The organism is Bradyrhizobium sp. Ai1a-2, from assembly GCF_000426245.1.
In the GTDB taxonomy this organism is placed as follows: Bacteria; Pseudomonadota; Alphaproteobacteria; order Rhizobiales; family Xanthobacteraceae; genus Bradyrhizobium.
The window spans coordinates 1-21,470 of record NZ_AUEZ01000099.1 but is presented as its reverse complement, the minus strand read 5'-3'; the positions used below and the strand labels follow the sequence as shown (position 1 = coordinate 21,470).

Genomic DNA, 21,470 nt, shown 5'->3' with positions numbered 1-21,470 from the left:
GACATCGCCTCGAAGATCCGCCACCAAACGCCCTTGATGCTCCATCGACTGAAGCGCCGAAATACGCTGTTCCAATCCCCGAACACTTCCGGAAGGTCGCGCCACGGAGAACCCGTACGCACGATCCACAATACGCCTTCAACAAACATCCGATTGTCGCGCCCGGTCGAGCCCTTCTGGTCGGGACGACCTATGATCAGCGGCGCCATCCGCTCCCACGCCGCGTCGCTCAAAACCAAACGATCCATCACACCCAAGGCCGCCTCCCCAAAAGCAGCCTTGAATCTGATTTGCTCCTAAAAGGGAATCCTTAGAGTCCACACCACCTAATGCGCCCTACGCCTCCATCCTGCCGATAAACCTCACTGCACAAGACTGCGCACCGCCCACAGCCCCACGAACAGCGCGCCGACCGAGCAGGCGAACGATACGGCTACATAGAGCAGCGTCAGGCCCAGCTCGCCGCGTTCATAGAGCAGGGCCGTATCGAGCGAGAACGAGGAGAAGGTGGTGAAGCCGCCGAGGATGCCCGTGGTCAGGAACAGGCGCCAGGTCTGGGCGGCTTCGCCGCGGAAAGCGAAATAGCCTGCAAGCAAACCCATCACCAGCGAGCCGACGACGTTGACCGTCAGCGTGCCATAGGGAAAGCCGGTGCCGAAGGTGCGGGCGGTGGAGAGATTGACGCCGTGACGTAAGGCGCCGCCAATTCCGGCGCCGACGAAAACAAGAACGTAACTGAGCATATCACCTACTTTCTATCGGGTGGGTACATGGAGATTTCGGCAAGCGCCGTCGCGACGCCGAGGATCAGCAAGGCGATGACGAGTTCGGCCGCCGCGCCGAAGACGAAGGCAAGGATGGAGGTTGCTGACACGGCGCAGAGAAGGGCGCGCGCGAAGCGGTCGCCCTTGATCAGGCGCAGCAAGGCGCGCAGCCGCGTCATCGGCTGCCTCCGCGATATGCGCGTTGCTTTGGCTGCATCGCCGCCTCTTTCCTTTTCGAGGCAGCAAAAAACCCGCTGTCAGCGGGTTTGATCGATGCTCCCGCCGCAGCGAGGCTTGCCGCCTCACTCAGCAGGAGTCATTAGCCCACGACGGGCGGGTATCGGGGGACTCCATCCCCATCTGTGATACTAAGCTAACACATGATGGACGGCGGTCAAGGAACCTTCGCCTGCAATGAGGCGCGATCCTCATCCGCCGATGGTCGACAGCATCTCATCCAAACCGGCCGGTCAGGAATCGTTCCGTCTGCTGCTTCTTTGGGCTGACAAAGATATCCTGGACGGTTCCGAACTCGATCAACTCGCCGAGATACATGAAGCCGGCGAAGTCGGACACCCGCGCCGCCTGCTGCAGATTATGCGTGACGATGACGATCGCATGATCCTTCTTGAGCTCGTCGATCGTGTGCTCGATCTTCGCCGAGGAGATCGGATCGATCGACGAGCAGGGCTCGTCCAGCAGCAGCACTTCCGGCTTTGCCGCGATCGCACGCGCAATACTCAGCCGCTGCTGCTGGCCGCCCGAGAGGTCGAAGCCGTAGCGCAAGAGGTCGTCCTTGACCTCGTCCCACAGCGCCGCCTTGCGCAGCGCCGCCTCCACGAGTTCGTCCATCTCGCCTTTGGTGACCTCGCGCTGCAGCCGGATGCCGAACGCGATGTTGTCATAGACCGTCATCGGGAACGGCGTCGGCTTCTGGAACACCATACCGATCCGCGCGCGCAGTTGATACACGTCGATATGTCCGAGGATGTCCTCGCCATTGAAGAGGATCTTTCCCTCCGCGCGCTGGCCCGGATAGAGATCATGCATGCGGTTGAGCACGCGGAGCAAAGTGGATTTGCCGCAGCCCGAAGGGCCCATGAACGCCGTGACGCATTTGTCGTAGATCGGCACCGTCACATTGCGCAGCGCCTGGTTGCCGTCGTCATAATAGAAGTTCAAATTCCTGATGCTGATTTTTTCCGCCGTCGGATGGCTCACGCTTTTCCCATTGACGATGGCCGACATGGCTTGCCTTGTGGTGTCCGGCTGTTGTCCGGTTTTGCCAAGGGGCACGAAATTCGTTGCGGCTACGGGCGACATCACGGGACTCCCTACATTGTTCGCATCTTCCCGGCTTCGGCATGATGGTGCGCCGAATATCGCTCGTGCTCCTTGATGCGCATCAACCTGGGGCTTTTTCAGACGAACGTCGCGCGATAGTCGCAACGCAGGCACTCGCTGCGCCGACCGCGATCGTCACAAAAGCGCAACAGCAAGAATCCAGAGCTTCGGTTCTGATTCCATCAGAACCGAAAATGCTCTGGCGCTGCGCTCTTGACCTGATGTTCGCGGAGGGCGCCGAAGGCATCAGCTCATCCCCGAGCATCGCAACTTCCATGGATGCTCCGCGCCAGCCCCGCAAGCTGCGGAGAATCCGACAGGAAGGTACGATATTGATTCGACCGCACGTTTCCGAACCCGTACAATACAACTCTGGTCTTGCGGCGCGCGGCGCAAGCGCGCGGCAGCGAGGCCGGGAGCGCTATATGCCGCCATGCAAGTCGGTTTCGCCGGCGCGCGAGCGCCGAGCTCTGTTTCAATCGTTCAACAGAACCTTTCCGAAGTTCGGCGATTAGGCGAACGAGGAAACCCCTCAAAACCTGCGGAGAGTTCCATGCAAGTCCAGGAAATGATCAGTCGGCACCCACGGGCTCATGGCCAGGGCGATGGCCTGCTCGTCCGCTGCATCGAGCAGTGCTATTCCTGCGCCCAGATCTGCACCTCTTGCGCCGATGCCTGCCTCGCGGAGGACATGGTCAAGTCGCTGACGCAATGCATCCGCCTCAACCTCGACTGCGCAGACGTCTGCAATATCACCGGCAGGATGGCCACCCGTCAGACCGGCTGGGATGGCGAGATGATCCGCCGCATGCTGCACACTTGCACCGCGGCCTGCCGGCTCTGCGCCGACGAATGCCAGAAGCATGCGGGCGAGCACGAGCATTGCCGCATCTGCGCCGACGCTTGCCGCCGTTGCATGCAGGCCTGCGAAGAGGCCGGACGCAGCATGGCGCATTGAGAGCTGTAACCGGCGGTTCCAGAATTAACCTGAATCCGTAGCATCAAGCTTAATTCTGGTATTCTGCTGCGGAAGGGAAAACTTGGCACTAGGTTGCGGCATGCCCAGCCGCAACCGCCGCAACGAGCCGCCATCACCGCCCTGGATCAGAAACGATCTGCGCGCGAGGTACGAAGAGATCCTTCGCCTGCGAGCCAAGCTGAAGCGCCTGCTCGCAAAGAAGGCCCGTGGCCAATCGAAGCGACGCTCTTGTCGCCATTAGAGCGTTTTCGAGCGAAGTGGAAACCGGTTCGCGTGAAGAAAACGCGTCGAAACAAGAATCTAGAGCTTCGGTTCTGATTCCATCAGAACCGAAAATGCTCTAGCTGCAAGCAGCACTCCGCCGTTCGCTTGAACCAACTCCCGCCGTCATTCCGGGGCGTCCGAAAGACGAGCTATGATGTGCTCTTGCGCATCAGCGAATCCATTGGGGCCACTGGCGCGGCGGTGAAATGGATTCCGGGCTCGATGCTTGCGAACGACTTAGCTTACGAAGAATGGCTCGTGTAATTCGCCTGGCCTCTAGGCCGTCTTCTGCTGAACAAGCCCGATTATGACCAGGAGAAGCACGGCACCGATGACCGCGTTTACGATCGCCGCCAGGATGCCGCCAATGAAAACGAACCCGATCAGTGGGAGTAGCCAACCGGCAATCACTGCGCCGACAATGCCGACCAGGATATTGTTGACCAATCCGAGGCCACGACCTTTGACGATGAGGCTCGCGAGCCAGCCAGCGATCGCGCCGATCAATAGCCACGCAATCAGGGAAGTAAGCATAACCTTTACTCCGGATTTTGAGAGGGCCAACGCGATAAAAGGGTGATGAACGATTTCGCCAAAGCCTCAGGGCGTCTTGATCTGGATCAAGCTCGGCGGATGGTGCGGTGAAACCGCGAAAAGGTTTGATCTAGGTCAAACGAAATACAGGCTGGCGTCAAAAACTGTGGACAGTGCTGGTCGCCGTTGGCGCGGGCATCGCTGCTGGAGCCATCGGATCGACGGCACCTCACAATACCAGGAGGATGCCCATGGTTCGTTACGGTCTCATCGGCTTCGCGGCAGCCATTCTCGTTGCTGCCAGTTTGGTTCCAGATGATGCGCTTGCCCGCCGTGGTGGAGGTGGCGGGTTCCGTGCCGGCGGCGGTGGATTTCATGGTGGCGGCATGCGCGCCGCCGGCTTCCGGGGCGGCGCCGTTCACGCCGGGCGCGTCGGCGGATACAGGGTCGCCGGGCGCGGATATGGGTATCGGCCAATAGCGGGGCGCCCGGTTGCTCGAGGGGTTTACCGCAATGCGGCATATCGCGGGGCTTGGCGAGGAGCGGCCTATAGTCTGGGTGCGGCAGCAGTAGGAGCGGCCGCGGCGGGCGCCTACGGCTACTACGGCGGTTACAACAACTGCTCCTACGACACCTACGGCAATTGGGTCTGCCCGGGTCAGTATCCTTATGGATATCGGTACTGACGAGATCGATTGCGGACGGCAGTGCGCCAAGGCGGCTGCCGCCCGCTCTCAGATTTGTCACCGCTTCCACCTTCAAATCGTGAAACAGAAACCCGACGACCAGTCACTATGAGGTTGGTGTAACATGGGTGACACTCCCAAGCTCTCGGTCGAGAAAGCGCTTGAAAAGCTGCGCGGCAGCGAGCAGCCGAAATCGAAGGACGAGCGGCTCGGCGAAAAAATGGACGCGCTCGACGAGGAGATAAAGCGCATGAGAGCGCAGAGGCTTCGCCTCGATCAGAACCGGCGTAAGCGGGATTGAGCGTCGAACCAGCGGGCGCTGAACGGGGCCCGTGTCAGTCAGATCGGCTGGTGCGATCCCGGCGGCACCATATACAGCGTCATGGCGAAGATCGCGTAGATGAAGACCAGCAAGGCACCAATAAACCATGCTGACCGTCCGCTGTTGGTGATGAAGCAGGACGTAACCGTGGCGATCATGACCATGGTCACGGCACCCGGCCAGAACTGCAGGTCCATTGGCTTCGGACCGACAACATAGCTGAGAAGCACCAGTACCGGCGCAACAAACAGGGCAATTTGAGAGGCGCTTCCGAGCGCGATGCTGACGCTCATATCGAGGCGGTTCTTGCGGGCTGCGGAGAAAGCGACTGCCATTTCCGCCGCAGCACCGACAAGCGCGACGATGATGAAGCCGACGAAGGCGGGGCTTATCCCCAAGGTCTCTCCCGCCTTCTGTACCGAACTGACGAATATCTCGCTCACCAGGGCGACCAGCACCGTGACAACAATGAGCGTGCCGATCGCCAGTCCAATCGGCCAACCAGCTCCGCCTGTTTCGCCGTGATCCTCGCTGGCGAACAGATCCTTGTGCGTCTTGAGCGAGAACAACAGGCCCAGGCCGTAGGCAAGTATGAGCAATACGGCAAGAGCTGCACTGAGCTTCTGTGCCATCACGTCGCCCCTTGCCGGATCGAGGTCGGCGACCGCGGCCGGTGCAAGGAGAGCGATCGTGGCCATCAACAGCAACGCCGAGTACAGCCTTCCTCCGGCGCGATTGTATTCCTGGACGTGATACCTGAGCCCACCGAGCAGAAATGAGGCTCCCAGCATAAACAGCGAATTGGTGACGATGGCGCCTGCGATCGACGCCTTCACCAGCATGTACTCTCCAGCGCGCAGCGCGGCGATCGCAATGATCAGCTCGGTTAGATTTCCCAAGGTCGCATTGAGCAGGCCGCCTATCGCATCACCCGTCTTTTCGGCGACGCTTTCGGTTGCGCGACTAAGCAGAGCCGCAAGCGGTACGATAGCCAGGACGGCGAGGACGAACAGGACCGTGTGAGCGGAGGGCGCTGTTCTTTCGGCTACCAGCACGATAGGCACAAAAACCAGCATCCAGAGCAGGGGAGTGTGCCGGATTTCCTTGAGCAGAAGGTTCATTGTTTTGCCCGCCGCAAGCTGATCGACGACACTTTTCTGAACGTGAAAGCCCACTCGTTTTATTGATTTAGCTCAAGCGCTAAGGGCCTGCTGAGTAAAAGGATGCGGCGCGCCACATCTCGATCGTTTCTTCCCTTCATACACGCAAGCAACAGCACGCGCTGCACCGGGACGATGAGCGGGAATGATGACCTATCGAACCCTAGACGCTGTAGCCAAGCTACTTAGCTGTCCCCGTCGTAACGCCTGGCGCCGGCGTAACTCCGCGCCGTATTTGGCGCGCCTCACGGCGACCCTCACGCCGCACTTCGCGCGCTTCACGGCGCCCCTCGCGGCGTTCGCGCCGCCCCTCGCGTCGATCTTGCCGCCTTTCCATGCCAGCCGTCTGCGCCTCCGCATCAGGGACCATCAGCACGGTCGGGAACGCTGCTATTGCGGTGGCCAAGCCCAAAGAAGAAAGAAGCTTCCGTCGAGAAATCATGACTGCCTCCTTGCTTGGTTGCCCCAAGATTGGAAGTATATTCGTTCTGCCCGCCCTTGGCTTGATCTATGTCATTGGATCGTACCCCGTGCTCTTTGTTGCACAGGACCCATGGGTGCAACCGGACCCGGCTTTCCCTGCGCCCTCTGCTATCGAGGAGGGTGGAAAGCGAGGCAAAGCTCGGGCGCAAAGCGTCGCGAGAACGCGAACTCATATCCCCGCATTCCACCGTCATGACCGCGAAGGCGGGCATCCAGTATCCGGCGGCCTCTCGGCTCAAGCACGGCTGTCTCTGGAATAGAGGATCGTCCGCTTTCGCGGACGATGACAGCGAAGAGCTGTTTGACATTTGAACCAGTAGGATGGGTAGAGCGCAGCGAAACCTATCATTGTCCCGCGTGCTCCATCGCGATGGGTTTCGCTGCGCTCTACCCATCCTACGGCCCGACCTCACTCGCTCGCCTCGAGCCATTCCGCGGCACCGCGCCAGAGCGTGTCGCGGTGCTCGGGGCGGAAGAAACCGAAATGGCCGATCTTCTTAACGCCGGCATCCGCGGGGGAGATCGAAACGATCTCCGGCCTGGCGGCTGTGAAGCCGGAACACAGCAGTTCGACCGCGGGCCGCGTCGCCCATGGATCGTCGCTGATGCAGAGCGCGCGCAGGGCGCCCTTGAACTTCGCGAAATTCGACACCGCGGTAAGCGCGGCATCATCGAACAGATAGCGCGGGCTGTTCACCCAATTCGTCCATTGTTCGAACACGCCCTTCGGCAAATCCGTGCCGAGCCCGGCCCAGCCCGGCGTGTAGCCAAGCAGGCGGGTCAGCGGCAGAAGGACGAAATTCATGGCGGCGTAGACGCGATAGCGTTCGGGCGAGGCCATCAATCGCCAGGTCGCCGCCTGCGAAGCGACCAGCAGCGCGCGCGACACCTCGGCGTTGTTCGGGATCAGCCCGAGCGCCTGGCCGCCGAAGGAATGGCCGACATAGGTGAGCGGCAGCGCCTGGTAGCGCTCGCGGACCCACCTCACGGCGGCGGTCACGTCGAGCGCGGCCCAGTCCGACATCGAGGCCTTGAAGCCGACCAGCGATTTCGACTGGTTTTGTCCGCTCGCGGCCTTCGGCCTGGAATCGCCGGTGCCGCGATAATCATAGGTGAGGACGACAGAGCCGCGCTTGGCGAGATAGGCGGCAAAGCCCCTGTAGACCTTGCGCGGCACAGCGGTCGCCGAATTGATCAGGACGGCTTGCCGCTTGGCGCCGCGGGGCAGGAACAGTGTCGCTGCAATCGGAAAGCCGTCGACGGCGGGTACAATGATGTCGTCGGTGAAGACGTCGTCCGGCGCAGCCTCAGCCACTTACGGATTTTCCTTGAGCGTTGACGTGTTGCTCTAACAAATGCGAATTCGGCTGTTGTCGCAAGGGCTTGAGCGGGCAGGTGGAAATCCGGCTGGCGGTCTTTCAACAGCCTGTATATATAGCTTCGCTTTCCCGGATAAGTAGCGGTTTTTGCTCAGGAGTTAACGCCCATGTCCGAGCGCTGGACACCCGACAGTTGGCGCGCCAAGACGGTTTTGCAGATGCCGGACTATCCGGATGCCAAGATACTGGCTGACGTCGAGGCGCAGCTTGCGACCTTTCCGCCGCTGGTGTTCGCGGGCGAAGCGCGCAACCTGAAGAAGGCGCTGGCGCGTGTCGCTGCAGGCGAGGCCTTCCTGCTGCAGGGCGGCGACTGCGCGGAAAGTTTTGCCGAACACGGCGCCAACAACATCCGCGACTTCTTCCGCGTGCTGCTGCAGATGGCCGTCGTCCTGACCTATGCCGGCGCGTTGCCGGTGGTGAAGGTCGGCCGCATCGCCGGACAATTTGCAAAACCGCGCTCCTCGCCGACCGAAAAGGTCGCTGGCGTCGAACTGCCGAGCTATCGCGGCGACATCATCAACGATATCGCCTTCACCAAGGAGGCGCGCACGCCTGATCCGGCGCGGCAGCTGATGGCCTACCGGCAGTCGGCGGCGACCCTCAATCTGCTGCGGGCGTTTGCCACCGGCGGCTTCGCCAATCTCGGCAGCGTGCATCAGTGGATGCTCGGCTTCCTGAAGGACTCGCCGCAGTCACGGCGCTACAAGGAACTCGCCGACCGCATCTCGGAAGCGCTGAACTTCATGCGTGCCTGCGGCCTCGATCTCGAGAGCCATCCGGAACTGCGCTCGACCGATTTCTATACCAGCCATGAGGCCCTGCTGCTCGGCTATGAGCAGGCGCTGACCCGGGTCGATTCGACGACCGGCGACTGGTACGCGACCTCCGGCCACATGATCTGGATCGGCGACCGCACCCGCCAGCTCGATAACGGCCATGTCGAATATTTCCGCGGCATCAAGAACCCGATCGGCCTGAAATGCGGCCCGTCGCTGCAGGCCGATGAACTGTTGAAGCTGATCGACGTGCTGAGCCCGGACAACGAGCCCGGGCGGCTGACGCTGATCGCCCGCTTCGGCGCCGACAAGGTCGGCGAGCATCTGCCGGCGCTGATCCGGGCGGTGAAGCGGGAAGGGCGCACGGTGGTGTGGTCCTGCGATCCCATGCACGGCAACACCATCACCTCGACCTCCGGCTACAAGACCCGCCCGTTCGACCGGGTGCTGTCGGAAGTGAAGTCGTTCTTCGCCATCCACCAGGCCGAAGGCAGCCATGCCGGCGGCGTTCACCTGGAGATGACCGGGCAGGACGTCACCGAATGCATCGGCGGCGCGCGCGCGATCACGGACGAGGATCTCAACGACCGCTACCATACGGTCTGCGATCCCCGCCTCAATGCCGAACAGTCGATCGACATGGCGTTCCTGATCGCCGAGCTGTTGAAACAGGAGCGGGCCGGCAAGGTCAAACCGATGCCGGCAGCCGCGGGGCTCTAACACTTGCAGCGGTTCTGGCGGGCCACCATCAACTCGTGGAACGGCCTCGGCTTTGCGATCCGCTCCGAGCAGGCGGTTCGCGAGGAGGTGGTGGCGCTGCTGTTGTCGGTGCCGGCGGCGTGGCTGATCGGCGCCACGGTGATGCGCCGCGTCGAGCTCGTTGCATCGGTAGTGCTGGTGCTGGTGATCGAGCTGCTCAACACCGCGATCGAGAAGCTCGCCGACCGCCTGACCATGGATCACGATCCGCAGATCGGGCGGGTCAAGGACATGGGCTCCGCCGCGGTCGGCGTGGCGCTGGTGATGGCCGGGCTGTTCTGGCTCTTCGCCCTCGCCGAGCGCATGGGCATGATCTAACGCAGGCGATTGCAGTTTACACAGGTGCAAGGCACCATCGATCTCATGAGCGAACCTGAATTCATTGTTACACTGGCGCAGTTGAATCCGACCGTTGGCGACGTCGCCGGCAATGCCGTGAAGGCGCGTGCCGGGCGCGAGACGGCGAAGGCCGCCGGCGCCGATCTGGTGGTGCTGTCGGAGCTGTTCATCGCCGGCTACCCGCCGGAGGACCTGATCCTGAAGCCGGCGTTCCAGGCCGCCTGCCGTGCGGCGGTCGAGGAACTGGCGCGCGAGACGGCGGATGGCGGTCCGGCAGTCCTGATCGGGACTCCCTGGGTCGAGGACGGCAAGCTCTATAACGCCTGCGCGCTGCTCGACGGCGGCCGTATCGCTGCGCTGCGCTTCAAGGCCAATTTGCCGAACTACGGCGTGTTCGACGAGAAACGGCTGTTCGCGCGCGGACCGGCGCCGGGCCCGGTCACGGTGAAGGGCGTCCGGGTCGGCGTGCCCATCTGCGAGGACATCTGGCTTGAGGAGTCCGAGGATTACGAGAACGTCGTCGAATGTCTCGCCGAGACCGGCGCGGAGATCCTGGTCGTGCCGAACGGCTCGCCTTATGCGCGCGACAAGAACGATCTCCGGCTTTCGATCGCGGTCGCCCGCGTCACCGAGAGCGGCCTGCCGCTGATCTATCTGAATGAAGTGGGCGGGCAGGACGAACTGGTGTTCGACGGCGCCTCGTTCGCGCTCAACGCCGATCTCTCGGTGGCGGCGCAGCTTCCGGCCTTCGAAGAGAGCATCACGACGCTGCGCTGGACCAGGGGCGAGGCGGGCTGGCGCTGTAACGGGCCGACCGCGCCGCTGTTCGAGGGCGACAAGGCAGACTATGCGGCCTGTGTGCTCGGCTTGCGCGACTATGTCCGCAAGAACGGCTTTCCGGGCGTGCTGCTCGGCGTCTCCGGCGGCATCGATTCCGCGTTGTGCGCGGCGATAGCGGTGGATGCGCTCGGCGCCGACAAGGTCCACGGCGTGATGCTGCCGTTCCGCTACACCGCGCAGGTGTCGCTGGATGATGCGGCGAGCCTGACCAGGATGCTCGGTATCCGCTACGAGGTGCTGCCGATCGCAGACGCCGTGAACGGGTTTGAGAAGATCCTGGCCGAGCCGTTCAAGGGCCTGCCGCGCGACATCACCGAGGAGAATTTGCAGGCGCGCGCCCGCGGCACCTTGTTGATGGCGCTCTCCAACAAGACCGGCGCGATGGTGGTGACCACGGGCAACAAGTCGGAGATGTCGGTCGGCTATGCCACGCTTTATGGCGATATGAACGGTGGCTTCAACCCGATCAAGGACATCTACAAGACCGAGGTGTTCCGGCTGTCTGCCCTGCGCAATATCTGGAAACCGGAAGGCGCGCTCGGCCCGTCGGGCGAGGTGATCCCGCCCTCGATCATCACGCGGCCGCCGACGGCCGAACTGCGCGAGGACCAGACCGACCAGGACTCGCTGCCGCCTTACGATGTGCTCGATGCGGTGCTGGAACGGCTGGTGGAGCACGAGGAGCCGTTGGCGTCGATCGTCGCCGCCGGCTTTGATCGCGAACTGGTGGCGCGCATCGACCGCCTGCTTTCCATCGCCGAATACAAGCGCCGGCAGGCCGCGCCCGGCGTCAAGGTCACGCGTAAGAATTTCGGCCGTGACCGCCGCTATCCCATCACCAACCGCTTCCGCGACCGCGGCGAGATGTTGCCGCAACCGGACGAGAGGCTGGTCACCCGCGGCACGCGCGCCTCGGTGGAGGCGTTCGAAGGCTGACTATTGTTGTTTCTTCGGGAGGAAAGTCGGGCCGACGGTGCGGATCGGCCGATCTCCCGGCGGGGTCTGGTCGACCGGCGCCGCCGGTGCTTCGGGAGCCACGCTGGCATTCGCCGACGCCGGGCTCTTCTTCCCGGCCGGCGCCTGTTTCGTCGCCTGCTGCTGAGCGCGCTGCTGCATCTTCCGCGCGCTCTCCTCGGTGACGATGATGTCGCCCTGCTGCTCGACGGCCGCCTTGTCGTCCACCGATTTCAACGCCTCCGCCCAGGTCTGGCCTGCCGGCTTGCAGGAACAGGACGGGTTGAATTCGGTGCGGAACTTGAACGCGTTCGGCAGCGACGTATAGGGCTGGCCGCTGATCGAGACCGCCTGGTTGATGTCCTCGCCGGGATTACGATAGGCGAACAGGGTCGCTTCCGCCGCCGGACACTGCGCCTTGCAGGTCTTCTCGTCATCGGCAAAGCGCCCCTGCACCGTCGCGAACGAGACCGGGAAATAGGCGCCGTCGCAGCTGCGCACGCAGACGGTGCGGTAGGTGCCGGATTGCGGGGCGAGGTCGCCGGTCGGCGGCGCAATGGTCACGTTGCCGTCGCTATGATTGCCGAACAGATTGTCGAGGAAATTGCCGGGACCTCGCGCGGCATTGGCATATTGCGGGCCGCAATTGTTCTGCGCCAGCGCTATCAGCACCGAGCGGCGCTGGTTCTCGCGGTCGGCGCCGCCGAGCCCGCCGCTGCGCATACGCTCCAGGCTCGTCGTCATCTGATCGAGATTTGCGCGCATCTGCTGGATCTGGGTGTTGATCGGACCGCATTGCGCCGAGTTGTTGTTGAACAGCGAGAAGAAGCCGGAAGAGTCGCAGCCCATGCGCCGTGCCTGCGCGGTCACGCGGTCGAGCTCGGCCTGCTGTCTCGAGGCGGCGTCCTGGTAGCGGCGGATCTGCTCGTCCCTGATCGAATCGCCGCTGCCGCCACCGCGGTCGATGCTCGCAAGCTGGCCCTCGAGCCGGATGCACATCGGGTTGGACGAGCCGCCCTGTTGCGGCGGGGCTTCCTGAGGCATCTGCGCGTAAGCACCGTCAGGTGTCTGCGCCAAGGCATCACTGGCCGGCAGGGCAGTGCCGAGCAGGAGGGCAGCGCACGTCAAAATCCAGGGGGAGAAGCAAGCGTTCAGGCGATTGGGCATGTCCAGTCACAGTATGACGCCGCGCGGCGGGCGAGCCCGACAGGCGCGGCCAAGGCCGCTTGCAATAGCCGTTTCTCGGGGCAGCGTCACGTCGTTTCCGGGGCCCGGATGTGGCAAAACCCCGTGAGAATACCGACCCTTGGCTGTCCCGTGGCGGGCGCGCAGGCCCGGATCAGCGCTGGCAGGTGATGGCGATGTATTCGCCGCAGGCGCCGCCGCTGCAGTTTGCGGTGGCCTTCGGAACGGCGCCGGTAATTTCGTCGGGGTCGACGCGGCGATAGGCGGTGGCCTGGGCAAAATCGCGTGATTGGCAATAGGAGCGGGCGGCGTGTGCCCCGCATTTGTCGCCTCGCGCGAGGCATTCGTCGACACCGTAGCCGTCGTCGTGGTTGGCAATGATGAAGACGCGGCTGTCGGCCAGTGCTGCGGAAGTGGCTAAAATGAATGTGCAGGCAAGAAATGCGGATCGAAATCGCATGGGGCACCGAGGCGGGAAGGGAACCAGTGCCTATCCGATTACGCCCAAGACGTTAATAATGATTAACCATGCAGCTTTTGGAATCATCGCAGCGGCCAAATTCGCCCTCAAAACCGGCGCAAACAGACCTTGACGCCGTCCCCCTGATAGCGCCATGGTGGAACCATGAACGGTCACCTCGCCATCTGCAACATTTGCCGCGAGATTATTAGCTAGCGATTCGCTGGCTGAGGCCGTCTTTTCTCACATCGAGATCACGTGACGCCCCGGCCACAACCGGACGGGTATTCCATGCAATTGCGTCTGTACGATACGTTGACCCGGGGAAAGCGGCCCTTCGTGCCGCTCGATCCCAACCATGTGCGCATGTATGTCTGCGGACCGACGGTCTACGACTTCGCCCATATCGGCAACGCGCGCCCGGTGATCGTCTTCGACGTGCTGTTCCGTCTGCTGCGGCATGTCTATGGCGAGAACCACGTCAAATATGTCCGGAACGTCACCGACGTCGACGACAAGATCAACGATCGCGCCGCGCGGGATTATCCCGGCCTGCCGCTGAACGAGGCGATCCGCAAGGTCACCGAGCAGACGGAGCGGCAGTTCCACGAGGACGTCGACGCGCTCGGCGCGCTGCGTCCCACGGTCGAGCCACGCGCGACCGAGCACATCGCGGAGATGCGTGTGCTGATCGAAAAGCTGGTCGCGGATGGTTTTGCCTACGTCGCCGAAGACCACGTGCTGTTTTCGCCGCAGGCGATGAATGCGGCCAATAGCGGGCTGCCGCGCTATGGCGCACTCGCCAACCGCTCGCTGGACGAGATGATCGCCGGCGCCCGCGTCGACGTCGCCCCCTATAAGCGCGACAACACCGATTTCGTGCTGTGGAAGCCGGCCAAACCCGGCGAGCCGTCATGGCCGTCGCCATCAGGCATCGCCGCGCCGGGACGTCCGGGCTGGCATATCGAATGCTCGGCGATGGCCTGGAAACATCTCGGCGAGCAATTCGACATCCATGGCGGCGGCATCGACCTCGTGTTCCCGCATCATGAGAACGAGCTCGCGCAAAGCTGCTGCGCCTTCCACGAAGCGCGGATGGCGAACACCTGGATGCACAACGGCTTCCTTCAGGTCGAAGGCGAGAAGATGTCGAAGAGCCTCGGCAACTTCGTCACGATCAGGGAATTGCTGGCGGATTGGCCGGGCGAAGTGCTGCGCCTCAACATGCTCAGGACGCATTATCGCTCGCCGATCGACTGGACGCTGAGGGGACTGGAAGAAAGCGCCCGGACGCTCGACGACTGGTACGCCGTCGCGGCCGATGCTGTGGGCGATCGGCCGGCGGAGGCCATTGTCGAGGCGTTGTCCGACGATCTCAACACGGCGCAGGCCATCGCTGCGCTGCACGGGTTACGGAATGCTGCAGTGAGCGATGAACAGGCGCGGGGAACCTTCGCGGCGTCGCTCCGGTTCCTGGGCTTCCTCGGCCAGAGCGCAGCGGAATGGAAGGGCCGCAAGCAGCAGGCGAGTGGTATCGACCCGAAATGGGTTGAAGGCTTGATCTCGGATCGGGCAGCCGCGCGCGGGCGGAAGGACTTCAAGGAGTCCGATCGCATCCGTGACGAACTCGCGGCCAAGGGCGTCGTGCTGAAGGACGGCAAGGATGCCGACGGCAAGCCGGTGACAACCTGGGAGTTGGCATGATGGCACAGGCACTCCCACAACCCGGACTGCGACCGTTCCTGCCGGCGGATACGCCGATGCTGGCGGCGATCTTCGTGGCCGCGATCCAGGAACTGACCGGAGACGACTACGGTGAAACGCAGCAGGAAGCCTGGGCAGCCGTGGCCGATGACGAGGTGGCCTTCGGCAAGAAGCTGGCAGGGGAGCTGACGCTGATCGCAACCGTCCAGAATTCGCCGGTCGGCTTCGCGTCGCTGAAGAACAACAACCAGATCGACATGCTCTATGTGCATCCGAGCGTGGCCGGGCAGGGCGTCGGCGCGATGCTGTGCGATGCGCTGGAAAAGCTCGCCGGCGCGCGCGGCACCAGGACACTTTCGGTCGACGCCAGCGACAGCGCGCTCGATTTCTTCCGCAAGCGCGGCTACGTCGCCAAGCAGCGCAACAGCGTGACCATCCAGGGTGAGTGGCTCGCCAACACCACGATGGAGAAGGCGTTGGCGAGTGGCGCCGCGGGAGGCGCGCCGTGACCCGCGAACGCCTCTATCTGTTCGACACCACCTTGCGCGACGGCGCGCAGACCAATGGCGTCGATTTCACGCTGCAGGACAAGCAGGTGATCGCGCAGATGCTGGACGAACTCGGCATCGACTATGTCGAGGGCGGCTATCCCGGCGCCAACCCGACCGACACGGAATTCTTCTCGGCAAAGCCGAAGTTCGACCATGCGCGCTTCACCGCCTTCGGCATGACGCGGCGTCCGGGCCGGTCGGCGTCCAACGATCCCGGCTTGGCGGCGATCCTGGAGGCGAAGGCGGACGCGATCTGCTTTGTCGCGAAGTCGAGCGCCTATCAGGTGCGTGTCGCGCTGGAGACCACGAACGAGGAGAACATCGCCTCGATCCGCGACAGCGTCGCTGCGGCGAAGGCGGCCGGCCGCGAGGTGATGGTGGATTGCGAGCATTTCTTCGACGGCTACAAGGAGAATGCCGAGTTCGCGCTGGCTTGCGCCAAGGCCGCTTATGATGCCGGCGCGCGCTGGGTGGTGTTGTGCGACACCAATGGCGGCACCATGCCGCACGAGATCGAAACCATCGTCGGCGCTGTCGTGCGGCATATCCCCGGCAGCCATGTCGGCATCCACGCCCATAACGATACCGAGCAGGCGGTAGCGAACTCGCTTGCCGCGGTGCGGGCCGGCGCGCGCCAGATCCAGGGCACGCTGAATGGCTTAGGGGAACGCTGCGGCAACGCCAATCTCTGCTCGTTGATCCCGACGTTGCGGTTGAAGAAAGAGTTCTCCGAGAGTTTCGAGATCGGCGTCACCGCCGAGAAGATGACGACGCTGATGAAGGTGTCGCGCACGCTCGATGACATGCTCAACCGAGCGCCCAACCGGCACGCAGCCTATGTCGGCGAGAGCGCCTTCGTCACCAAGACCGGCATCCATGCGTCCGCCGTGCTCAAGGATCCGCACACCTACGAGCACGTGCCGCCGGAATCCGTCGGCAATTACCGCAAGGTGCTTGTGTCCGATCAGGCCGGACGCTCCAACGTCATCGCCGAGCTCGATCGGGCCGGCATACCCTACGAGAAGAACGACCCGAGGCTCACGCGGCTTGTCGCCGAGCTGAAGGAGCGTGAGGCAGCGGGCTACGCCTATGAATCCGCGAATGCCTCGTTCGAGCTGCTGGCGCGGCGCACGCTCGGAAAGGTGCCGGAATATTTCAAGGTCGAGCAGTTCGACGTCAATGTCGAGCAGCGCTACAACGCGGTTGGCCAGCGCGTCACGGTCGCGCTCGCGGTGGTGAAGGTCGACGTCGCCGGCGATCGGCTCATCTCCGCTGCCGAAGGCAACGGCCCCGTCAACGCGCTCGACGTCGCCTTGCGCAAGGACCTCGGCAAGTACCAGAAATACATCGAGGGATTGAAGCTGATCGATTATCGCGTGCGCATCCTCAATGGCGGTACGGAGGCGGTGACGCGCGTGCTGATCGAGAGCGAAGATGAGACCGGGGAGAAGTGGACCACCGTCGGCGTGTCACCGAACATCATCGACGCTTCGTTCCAGGCACTGATGGATTCGGTGTTCTACAAGCTGGTGAAGTCAGGCGCCCAGGGATGAGGCTCGCGGTGACCCATCGGCAAGCACCGTCATTGCGAGCGAAGCGAAGCAATCCATCTCTCCGCGCGCGCGGACGTATGGATTGCTTCGTTGCTTCGCTCCTCGCAATGACGGTGGACTTGGGGTGAGCGCAACGCATGATCGACCATATCTCCGTCGGCGTCAGCGATCTCGAACGTTCCGCGCGGTTCTATGAGGCCGCGCTCGCGCCGCTTGGCCTGTCGCGCCTGGTGACGCGTCCGGCCACGATCGGGTTCGGCAAGAGCTATCCCCAATTCTGGATCAACCTGCGCGCTGGCATGAAGCCGGTCGCGTCTGACAGCGGCAGCCACGTCTGTCTGCGGGCAAAGTCAACCGCCGAGGTCGATGCCTTTCATGCCGCGGCCCTGAGTGCCGGCGGCCGTTCCGACGGCGCGCCTGGCCTGCGCCCGCACGACCGTGTCTGGTATTACGCGGCCTTCGTCACCGATCCCGACGGCAATCGCGTCGAGGCGGTAACGTTTCCGAGCGCGTGAACTCCTACAAGCGACGCGCCACGTCCGGCGCGAGTTCCTTGCCGGCCTCGGGGGCGCGGGCGGCAGCGGCGCGCAGGCGCGGCACGATATCCTCGACGCGGTCGGCCGTCAGCACCTCGAGCGGCAGCGTCGCGCGGATAAAAGCCGTCGAGCGCATATGGTCGAGCAGCGCGAGCAGCGGCTCCCAGAAACCGTCGATATTGGCGAGCAGCACCGGCTTCGTGTGCCGGCCGAGTTGCTGCCAAGTGAGCTGCTCGACCAGTTCCTCCAGCGTGCCGATGCCGCCGGGCAGCGCTACGAAGGCATCCGAGCGCTCGAACATCAGCCGCTTGCGCTCATGCATGTCGGGCGTGACGATCATCTCCTGGACGCGGGTGAGCGCGTTCTCGCGGGCGCGGAGAAAATCCGGGATGATGCCGGTGACCTTGCCACCATGGTCGAGTGTGGAGGTCGCGACCGCGCCCATCAGTCCGATCGAGCCGCCGCCATAGACGAGGCGGATATCACTCTCGGCAAAGATCCTTCCGAGCGTGTTGGCTGCTTCGACAAAGCTGGGGCTGGTGCCGGGGCCGGAGCCGCAATAGACGCAGACGGTTTTGATCTGGTTCATAGGTCTGATTTGGTTCATCCGCTCATGTGGCACTGCAACGAAAAAAACGTCAAGCCCGGCATTTCACTTGGCGTGGCGTAAAAGTGGCGTAAATCGCTGAAAATCGTGAAAGATCCATTCCTTGAGGGTTTCCGCGCGAGCAAAATCGCCTATATGACGGGCACAATGCTGATCCATGCAAATCACGTGACAGCGAACCGGCGCGCGGTCCTGGCGTCGGCGAGCAGTTAATGTCGTCCGAACCCCAATTGCGCCTGAACGATATGTCATCTGCCGAAGCAAGCAGAGCCGAGAAGGCGACCCTGATCGGCACGCTTGCGCATCTGTGGCCCTATATCTGGCCGGGCGACCGCGCTGATCTGAAGATGCGCGTGCTGTGGTCGATGGTGCTTCTGCTCCTCGCCAAGCTCGCGACGCTGTCAGTGCCCTTCACCTTCAAATGGGCGATCGACGCGCTGAACGGCACGCCCAGCGCGCCGGTGCAATCGTCGAACTGGACGATGTGGCTGATCGCTTCGCCGCTCCTGATGACGGCGGGCTACGGCGCCGTGCGTGTCCTGATGGCCGTGCTGACGCAATGGCGCGACGGCATCTTTGCCCGCGTCGCCATGCATGCGGTGCGGCGGCTCGCCTACCTCACCTTCGTGCACATGCACGAATTGTCGCTGCGCTTTCACCTGGAACGCAAGACCGGCGGACTGACGCGCATCCTCGAACGCGGCCGCACCGGCATCGAGACCATCGTGCGGATGGTGATCCTGCAATTGATCCCGACGGTGGTCGAGGTTGCACTGCTGACGGCCGTGCTGCTTTGGCAGTTCGATTGGCGCTATGTCGGCGTCGTCGTGATCACCGTCGCGGCGTTCATGTACTACACCTACATCGCGACCGAATGGCGGATCGAAATCCGCCGCAAGATGAACGATTCCGACACGGAAGCGAATACCAAGGCGATCGACTCGCTGCTCAACTACGAGACCGTGAAATATTTCGGCGCCGAGGCGCGCGAGGCCGAGCGTTACGACCGTTCGATGGAGCGCTACGAGCACGCCAGCATCAAGACCTATACGTCGCTGGCGATCCTCAACACCGGGCAGGCGATCATCTTCACCGCCGGGCTGACTGCGATCATGCTGCTGTGCGCGATCGGCATCCGCAATGGCAGCAACACGGTGGGCGATTTCGTGCTGATCAACGCCATGATGATCCAGCTCTACCAGCCGCTCAATTTCATGGGCATGGTCTATCGCGAGATCAAGCAGGCGATCATCGACATCGAGAAGATGTTTGGCGTGCTGGCACGCAAGGCGGAGATCAAGGACGCAGCCGATGCCAAGCCGCTGGTGGTGACGGCGGGCAGCGTGCGCTTCGAGGATGTGCGGTTCGCCTATGAGCCGGACCGACCGATCCTGAAAAGCCTCTCTTTCGAGGTGCCCGCCGGCAACACGGTCGCGATCGTCGGCCCCTCCGGCGCCGGTAAGTCCACGATCTCGCGCCTGTTGTTCCGCCTCTACGACGTCTCCGGCGGCAGGATCCTGATCGACGGCCAGGACATCCGCGACGTCACGCAAGCCTCGCTCCGCGCCTCGATCGGCATGGTGCCGCAGGACACCGTGCTATTCAACGACACCATTCGCTACAACATCCGCTATGGCCGATGGGATGCTGATGATGCCGAAGTGGAGGAGGCGGCGAAGCTCGCGCAGATCGATACGTTCATCCGGATGTCGCCGAAGGGTTACGAGACCCAGGTCGGCGAGCGCGGCCTGAAACTGTCGGGCGGCGAGAAGCAGCGGGTGGCGATCGCCCGTACAGTGCTGAAGGCGCCGCCAATCCTGGTGCTGGACGAGGCGACATCCGCGCTCGACAGCCACACCGAGCACGAGATCCAGGCCGCGCTCGAGCGGGTCTCGCGCAACCGCACCTCGCTGGTGATTGCGCACCGGCTTTCGACCATTGTCGGCGCCGACGAGATCATCGTCCTCGACCAGGGTCGCATCGCCGAGCGCGGAACCCACGCCCGGCTTTTGGCGCAGGGCGGGCTTTATGCCAGCATGTGGAACAGGCAGCGCGAGGCCGAGGAGGCGCGGGAGAAGCTGGCGATGGTCGACGACGACAAGGAGGCGCCGAACCGCGAGCCTCCGCCGGTCGACGAACCCGAGCCTGATCCAGTCGAGAAACCCTTGCCGACGGCTGCAGAATAGGCTCCATCTCCGTCCCGGGCATGATCTTTCGGAAACCGGTTTCCACTTTTCCGGATCATGCTTTAGGACTGGGAAACCGAGTGAGATTCGATGTCGATCGCCAATTCCATCCGCGCGCAGATTCCGCCCATTCATCCCGAGGGCTATCCGTTCATCGGCGGCTTCGCGCTGGCGAGCCTGATCCTGTTCTGGATCTGGACGCCGCTGGGCTGGATTGGCACCGTGCTGACGATCTGGTGCGCGCTGTTCTTCCGCGACCCCGTGCGGGTGACGCCGGTGCGGGACGGGCTTGTGGTGGCGCCCGCCGACGGGCGTGTCTCGATGATCACCCAGGCCCTGCCGCCGGCCGAACTCGGACTGGGCGACAAGGCGCTGCCGCGGGTCTCGATCTTCATGAGCGTGTTCAACTGCCACGTGAACCGCAGCCCGGTCGCGGGCCGGATCGACCGGATCGCCTACCGGCCGGGCGCCTTCATCAATGCCGAGCTCGACAAGGCCAGCGAGGACAATGAGCGCAACTCGCTCGTGATCTCGACGCCCAATGGCCGTATCGGCGTGGTCCAGATCGCTGGCCTGGTGGCGCGGCGCATCGTCTCCTTCGTGCGCGAAGGCCAGTCGATCGGAGCCGGCGAACGGTTCGGCCTGATCCGGTTCGGCTCGCGGCTCGATGTCTACCTCCCCGAGGGTACCAGGCCGCTGGTTTCCGAGGGCCAGACCGCGATCGCCGGCGAGACCGTGCTGGCCGATTTCCGCAACCCGGAGCCGGGGTTGTCTAATCGCTGCTGAAACGTCAAGGAAATAATCTCCTTGAGGGACTGCCGGGTGCATGGTTGTCTTCGCGGTCGACAATAGGCGCCGCATGATGGAGCTTCGCGGGACGAGCCTTCAATGTGGACGACGCACTTTGCTGAGTCAGCGGTGCAACCCCATCAGCGGAATGGCTCGGCTCACGTCCCGGCAAGGAACACCTCAAGCATTCAGTTTCTGGACGCTGTTCGGATTTCTATGCGACGGCTCCGGCCGTTGGATTGAACAGCTCGCCAGTCTTAAGCATCGTATGCATTATAACCGCCAGCTTGCGCGCCACAGCCACGGCCGCTCTTTT

At 63.1% G+C, this 21,470-nt stretch carries 23 protein-coding genes and 1 riboswitch; of the genes, 13 read left to right on the top strand and 10 right to left on the bottom strand.

Annotated features, from left to right (window positions below; genetic code table 11):
* From K288_RS0137915 to pstB, 4 genes are all read right to left on the bottom strand, one after another.
* Nucleotides 1-257 (bottom strand): transposase (locus K288_RS0137915; RefSeq protein ID WP_043161483.1); only part of this gene is annotated, 257 nt, incomplete at its 3' end.
* A 105-nt stretch (nucleotides 258-362) separates the two neighbouring features.
* Nucleotides 363-743, bottom strand: a complete 381-nt coding sequence (gene crcB, locus K288_RS0137910; RefSeq protein ID WP_027584174.1) for a fluoride efflux transporter CrcB — start codon at nucleotides 741-743, stop codon at nucleotides 363-365.
* A gap of 5 nt (nucleotides 744-748) precedes the next feature.
* Nucleotides 749-943 (bottom strand): hypothetical protein, encoded by a 195-nt coding sequence (locus K288_RS0137905; protein ID WP_043161775.1) that lies wholly within the window; start codon nucleotides 941-943, stop codon nucleotides 749-751.
* 124 nt (nucleotides 944-1,067) lie between these two features.
* Nucleotides 1,068-1,131: riboswitch (Fluoride riboswitch) on the bottom strand.
* Between the two features lie 86 nt (nucleotides 1,132-1,217).
* Complete coding sequence (pstB, locus tag K288_RS0137900) at nucleotides 1,218-2,012, bottom strand: phosphate ABC transporter ATP-binding protein PstB (RefSeq protein ID WP_027584172.1); 795 nt, start codon at nucleotides 2,010-2,012, stop codon at nucleotides 1,218-1,220.
* A gap of 116 nt (nucleotides 2,013-2,128) precedes the next feature.
* Here pstB and K288_RS52960 point away from each other — a divergent pair, with 116 nt between their 5' ends.
* Nucleotides 2,129-2,623 carry a hypothetical protein gene (locus K288_RS52960; RefSeq protein ID WP_152535868.1) on the top strand — a complete coding sequence of 165 codons (495 nt, stop codon included), beginning with the start codon at nucleotides 2,129-2,131 and terminating at the stop codon, nucleotides 2,621-2,623.
* A gap of 38 nt (nucleotides 2,624-2,661) precedes the next feature.
* A complete protein-coding gene (locus tag K288_RS0137890) occupies nucleotides 2,662-3,066 on the top strand; it encodes a four-helix bundle copper-binding protein (RefSeq protein ID WP_027584170.1) in 405 nt (134 codons plus the stop codon).
* Between the two features lie 561 nt (nucleotides 3,067-3,627).
* On the opposite strand, the gene K288_RS0137880 is transcribed toward K288_RS0137890, so the two are convergent.
* A complete protein-coding gene (locus K288_RS0137880) occupies nucleotides 3,628-3,885 on the bottom strand; it encodes a GlsB/YeaQ/YmgE family stress response membrane protein (RefSeq protein WP_027584169.1) in 258 nt (85 codons plus the stop codon).
* A gap of 251 nt (nucleotides 3,886-4,136) precedes the next feature.
* Between K288_RS0137880 and K288_RS51315 the strand changes: the two genes are divergently transcribed.
* Both K288_RS51315 and K288_RS54360 read left to right on the top strand, forming a co-directional pair.
* The gene (locus tag K288_RS51315) at nucleotides 4,137-4,571 is read left to right on the top strand and encodes a hypothetical protein (protein ID WP_084800029.1); all 435 of its coding nucleotides are present in this window, start codon (nucleotides 4,137-4,139) and stop codon (nucleotides 4,569-4,571) included.
* Between the two features lie 124 nt (nucleotides 4,572-4,695).
* The gene (locus tag K288_RS54360) at nucleotides 4,696-4,872 is read left to right on the top strand and encodes a hypothetical protein (protein ID WP_201449788.1); all 177 of its coding nucleotides are present in this window, start codon (nucleotides 4,696-4,698) and stop codon (nucleotides 4,870-4,872) included.
* A gap of 38 nt (nucleotides 4,873-4,910) precedes the next feature.
* Here K288_RS54360 and cax read toward each other — a convergent pair whose 3' ends face one another.
* Both cax and K288_RS0137855 read right to left on the bottom strand, forming a co-directional pair.
* Nucleotides 4,911-6,014 (bottom strand): calcium/proton exchanger, encoded by a 1,104-nt coding sequence (gene cax, locus K288_RS0137865; protein WP_027584168.1) that lies wholly within the window; start codon nucleotides 6,012-6,014, stop codon nucleotides 4,911-4,913.
* Nucleotides 6,015-6,945: 931 nt separating this feature from the next.
* Complete coding sequence (locus tag K288_RS0137855) at nucleotides 6,946-7,851, bottom strand: alpha/beta fold hydrolase (protein ID WP_027584166.1); 906 nt, start codon at nucleotides 7,849-7,851, stop codon at nucleotides 6,946-6,948.
* Nucleotides 7,852-8,022: 171 nt separating this feature from the next.
* Between K288_RS0137855 and K288_RS0137850 the strand changes: the two genes are divergently transcribed.
* Genes K288_RS0137850 through K288_RS0137840 form a run of 3 tightly spaced genes read left to right on the top strand, consistent with a single transcriptional unit; the run spans nucleotide 8,023 to nucleotide 11,565 of the window.
* The gene (locus K288_RS0137850; RefSeq protein WP_027584165.1) at nucleotides 8,023-9,411 is read left to right on the top strand and encodes a 3-deoxy-7-phosphoheptulonate synthase class II; all 1,389 of its coding nucleotides are present in this window, start codon (nucleotides 8,023-8,025) and stop codon (nucleotides 9,409-9,411) included.
* Nucleotides 9,412-9,414: 3 nt separating this feature from the next.
* The gene (locus K288_RS0137845) at nucleotides 9,415-9,768 is read left to right on the top strand and encodes a diacylglycerol kinase (RefSeq protein WP_027584164.1); all 354 of its coding nucleotides are present in this window, start codon (nucleotides 9,415-9,417) and stop codon (nucleotides 9,766-9,768) included.
* A gap of 45 nt (nucleotides 9,769-9,813) precedes the next feature.
* On the top strand, nucleotides 9,814-11,565 hold the full coding sequence (locus K288_RS0137840; RefSeq protein WP_027584163.1) for an NAD+ synthase: 1,752 nt from the start codon (nucleotides 9,814-9,816) through the stop codon (nucleotides 11,563-11,565).
* Here K288_RS0137840 and K288_RS0137835 read toward each other — a convergent pair whose 3' ends face one another.
* Together K288_RS0137835 and K288_RS0137830 are read right to left on the bottom strand one after the other, a co-directional pair.
* A complete protein-coding gene (locus K288_RS0137835; protein WP_043161774.1) occupies nucleotides 11,566-12,750 on the bottom strand; it encodes a DUF2865 domain-containing protein in 1,185 nt (394 codons plus the stop codon).
* A 172-nt stretch (nucleotides 12,751-12,922) separates the two neighbouring features.
* Nucleotides 12,923-13,228, bottom strand: coding sequence for a hypothetical protein (locus tag K288_RS0137830; RefSeq protein WP_027584161.1), 306 nt, complete (start codon nucleotides 13,226-13,228; stop codon nucleotides 12,923-12,925).
* 291 nt (nucleotides 13,229-13,519) lie between these two features.
* Here K288_RS0137830 and cysS point away from each other — a divergent pair, with 291 nt between their 5' ends.
* The 4 genes from cysS to K288_RS0137810 all read left to right on the top strand — a co-directional run bounded on the left by cysS (nucleotide 13,520) and on the right by K288_RS0137810 (nucleotide 17,551).
* Nucleotides 13,520-14,932 (top strand): cysteine--tRNA ligase, encoded by a 1,413-nt coding sequence (gene cysS / locus K288_RS0137825; protein ID WP_027584160.1) that lies wholly within the window; start codon nucleotides 13,520-13,522, stop codon nucleotides 14,930-14,932.
* The gene (locus K288_RS0137820; RefSeq protein ID WP_027584159.1) at nucleotides 14,932-15,441 is read left to right on the top strand and encodes a GNAT family N-acetyltransferase; all 510 of its coding nucleotides are present in this window, start codon (nucleotides 14,932-14,934) and stop codon (nucleotides 15,439-15,441) included. Before cysS ends, K288_RS0137820 begins: the two co-directional genes overlap by 1 nt.
* The gene (gene cimA, locus K288_RS0137815) at nucleotides 15,438-17,036 is read left to right on the top strand and encodes a citramalate synthase (protein ID WP_027584158.1); all 1,599 of its coding nucleotides are present in this window, start codon (nucleotides 15,438-15,440) and stop codon (nucleotides 17,034-17,036) included. Before K288_RS0137820 ends, cimA begins: the two co-directional genes overlap by 4 nt.
* Before the next feature lie 137 nt (nucleotides 17,037-17,173).
* A complete protein-coding gene (locus K288_RS0137810) occupies nucleotides 17,174-17,551 on the top strand; it encodes a VOC family protein (RefSeq protein ID WP_027584157.1) in 378 nt (125 codons plus the stop codon).
* A 4-nt stretch (nucleotides 17,552-17,555) separates the two neighbouring features.
* Here the strand turns inward: K288_RS0137810 and K288_RS0137805 are convergent, their stop codons facing one another.
* The gene (locus tag K288_RS0137805; protein WP_027584156.1) at nucleotides 17,556-18,161 is read right to left on the bottom strand and encodes a TIGR00730 family Rossman fold protein; all 606 of its coding nucleotides are present in this window, start codon (nucleotides 18,159-18,161) and stop codon (nucleotides 17,556-17,558) included.
* Nucleotides 18,162-18,391: 230 nt separating this feature from the next.
* On the opposite strand from K288_RS0137805, the gene K288_RS0137795 reads away from it, so the two are divergent.
* Together K288_RS0137795 and K288_RS0137790 are read left to right on the top strand one after the other, a co-directional pair.
* A complete protein-coding gene (locus K288_RS0137795) occupies nucleotides 18,392-20,365 on the top strand; it encodes an ABC transporter ATP-binding protein/permease (protein WP_051334965.1) in 1,974 nt (657 codons plus the stop codon).
* A gap of 90 nt (nucleotides 20,366-20,455) precedes the next feature.
* A complete protein-coding gene (locus tag K288_RS0137790) occupies nucleotides 20,456-21,151 on the top strand; it encodes a phosphatidylserine decarboxylase (RefSeq protein ID WP_027584154.1) in 696 nt (231 codons plus the stop codon).
* Nucleotides 21,152-21,470: the final 319 nt, after the last annotated feature.

Bases quoted from the DNA above. Each gene is read 5' to 3' on its own strand.
- K288_RS0137840 (WP_027584163.1), top strand. From the start codon at position 9,814: ATGAGCGAACCTGAATTCATTGTTACACTGGCGCAGTTGAATCCGACC.
- K288_RS0137810 (WP_027584157.1), top strand. From the start codon at position 17,174: ATGATCGACCATATCTCCGTCGGCGTCAGCGATCTCGAACGTTCCGCG.
- cysS (WP_027584160.1), top strand. From the start codon at position 13,520: ATGCAATTGCGTCTGTACGATACGTTGACCCGGGGAAAGCGGCCCTTC.
- K288_RS0137790 (WP_027584154.1), top strand. From the start codon at position 20,456: ATGTCGATCGCCAATTCCATCCGCGCGCAGATTCCGCCCATTCATCCC.
- K288_RS0137880 (WP_027584169.1), bottom strand. From the start codon at position 3,885: ATGCTTACTTCCCTGATTGCGTGGCTATTGATCGGCGCGATCGCTGGC.
- K288_RS0137820 (WP_027584159.1), top strand. From the start codon at position 14,932: ATGGCACAGGCACTCCCACAACCCGGACTGCGACCGTTCCTGCCGGCG.
- K288_RS54360 (WP_201449788.1), top strand. From the start codon at position 4,696: ATGGGTGACACTCCCAAGCTCTCGGTCGAGAAAGCGCTTGAAAAGCTG.
- K288_RS0137890 (WP_027584170.1), top strand. From the start codon at position 2,662: ATGCAAGTCCAGGAAATGATCAGTCGGCACCCACGGGCTCATGGCCAG.
- K288_RS0137835 (WP_043161774.1), bottom strand. From the start codon at position 12,750: ATGCCCAATCGCCTGAACGCTTGCTTCTCCCCCTGGATTTTGACGTGC.
- K288_RS0137805 (WP_027584156.1), bottom strand. From the start codon at position 18,161: ATGAACCAGATCAAAACCGTCTGCGTCTATTGCGGCTCCGGCCCCGGC.
- K288_RS51315 (WP_084800029.1), top strand. From the start codon at position 4,137: ATGGTTCGTTACGGTCTCATCGGCTTCGCGGCAGCCATTCTCGTTGCT.
- K288_RS0137905 (WP_043161775.1), bottom strand. From the start codon at position 943: ATGACGCGGCTGCGCGCCTTGCTGCGCCTGATCAAGGGCGACCGCTTC.
- K288_RS0137795 (WP_051334965.1), top strand. From the start codon at position 18,392: ATGTCGTCCGAACCCCAATTGCGCCTGAACGATATGTCATCTGCCGAA.
- K288_RS0137850 (WP_027584165.1), top strand. From the start codon at position 8,023: ATGTCCGAGCGCTGGACACCCGACAGTTGGCGCGCCAAGACGGTTTTG.
- K288_RS0137830 (WP_027584161.1), bottom strand. From the start codon at position 13,228: ATGCGATTTCGATCCGCATTTCTTGCCTGCACATTCATTTTAGCCACT.
- cax (WP_027584168.1), bottom strand. From the start codon at position 6,014: ATGAACCTTCTGCTCAAGGAAATCCGGCACACTCCCCTGCTCTGGATG.
- crcB (WP_027584174.1), bottom strand. From the start codon at position 743: ATGCTCAGTTACGTTCTTGTTTTCGTCGGCGCCGGAATTGGCGGCGCC.
- pstB (WP_027584172.1), bottom strand. From the start codon at position 2,012: ATGTCGGCCATCGTCAATGGGAAAAGCGTGAGCCATCCGACGGCGGAA.
- K288_RS52960 (WP_152535868.1), top strand. From the start codon at position 2,129: ATGATGGTGCGCCGAATATCGCTCGTGCTCCTTGATGCGCATCAACCT.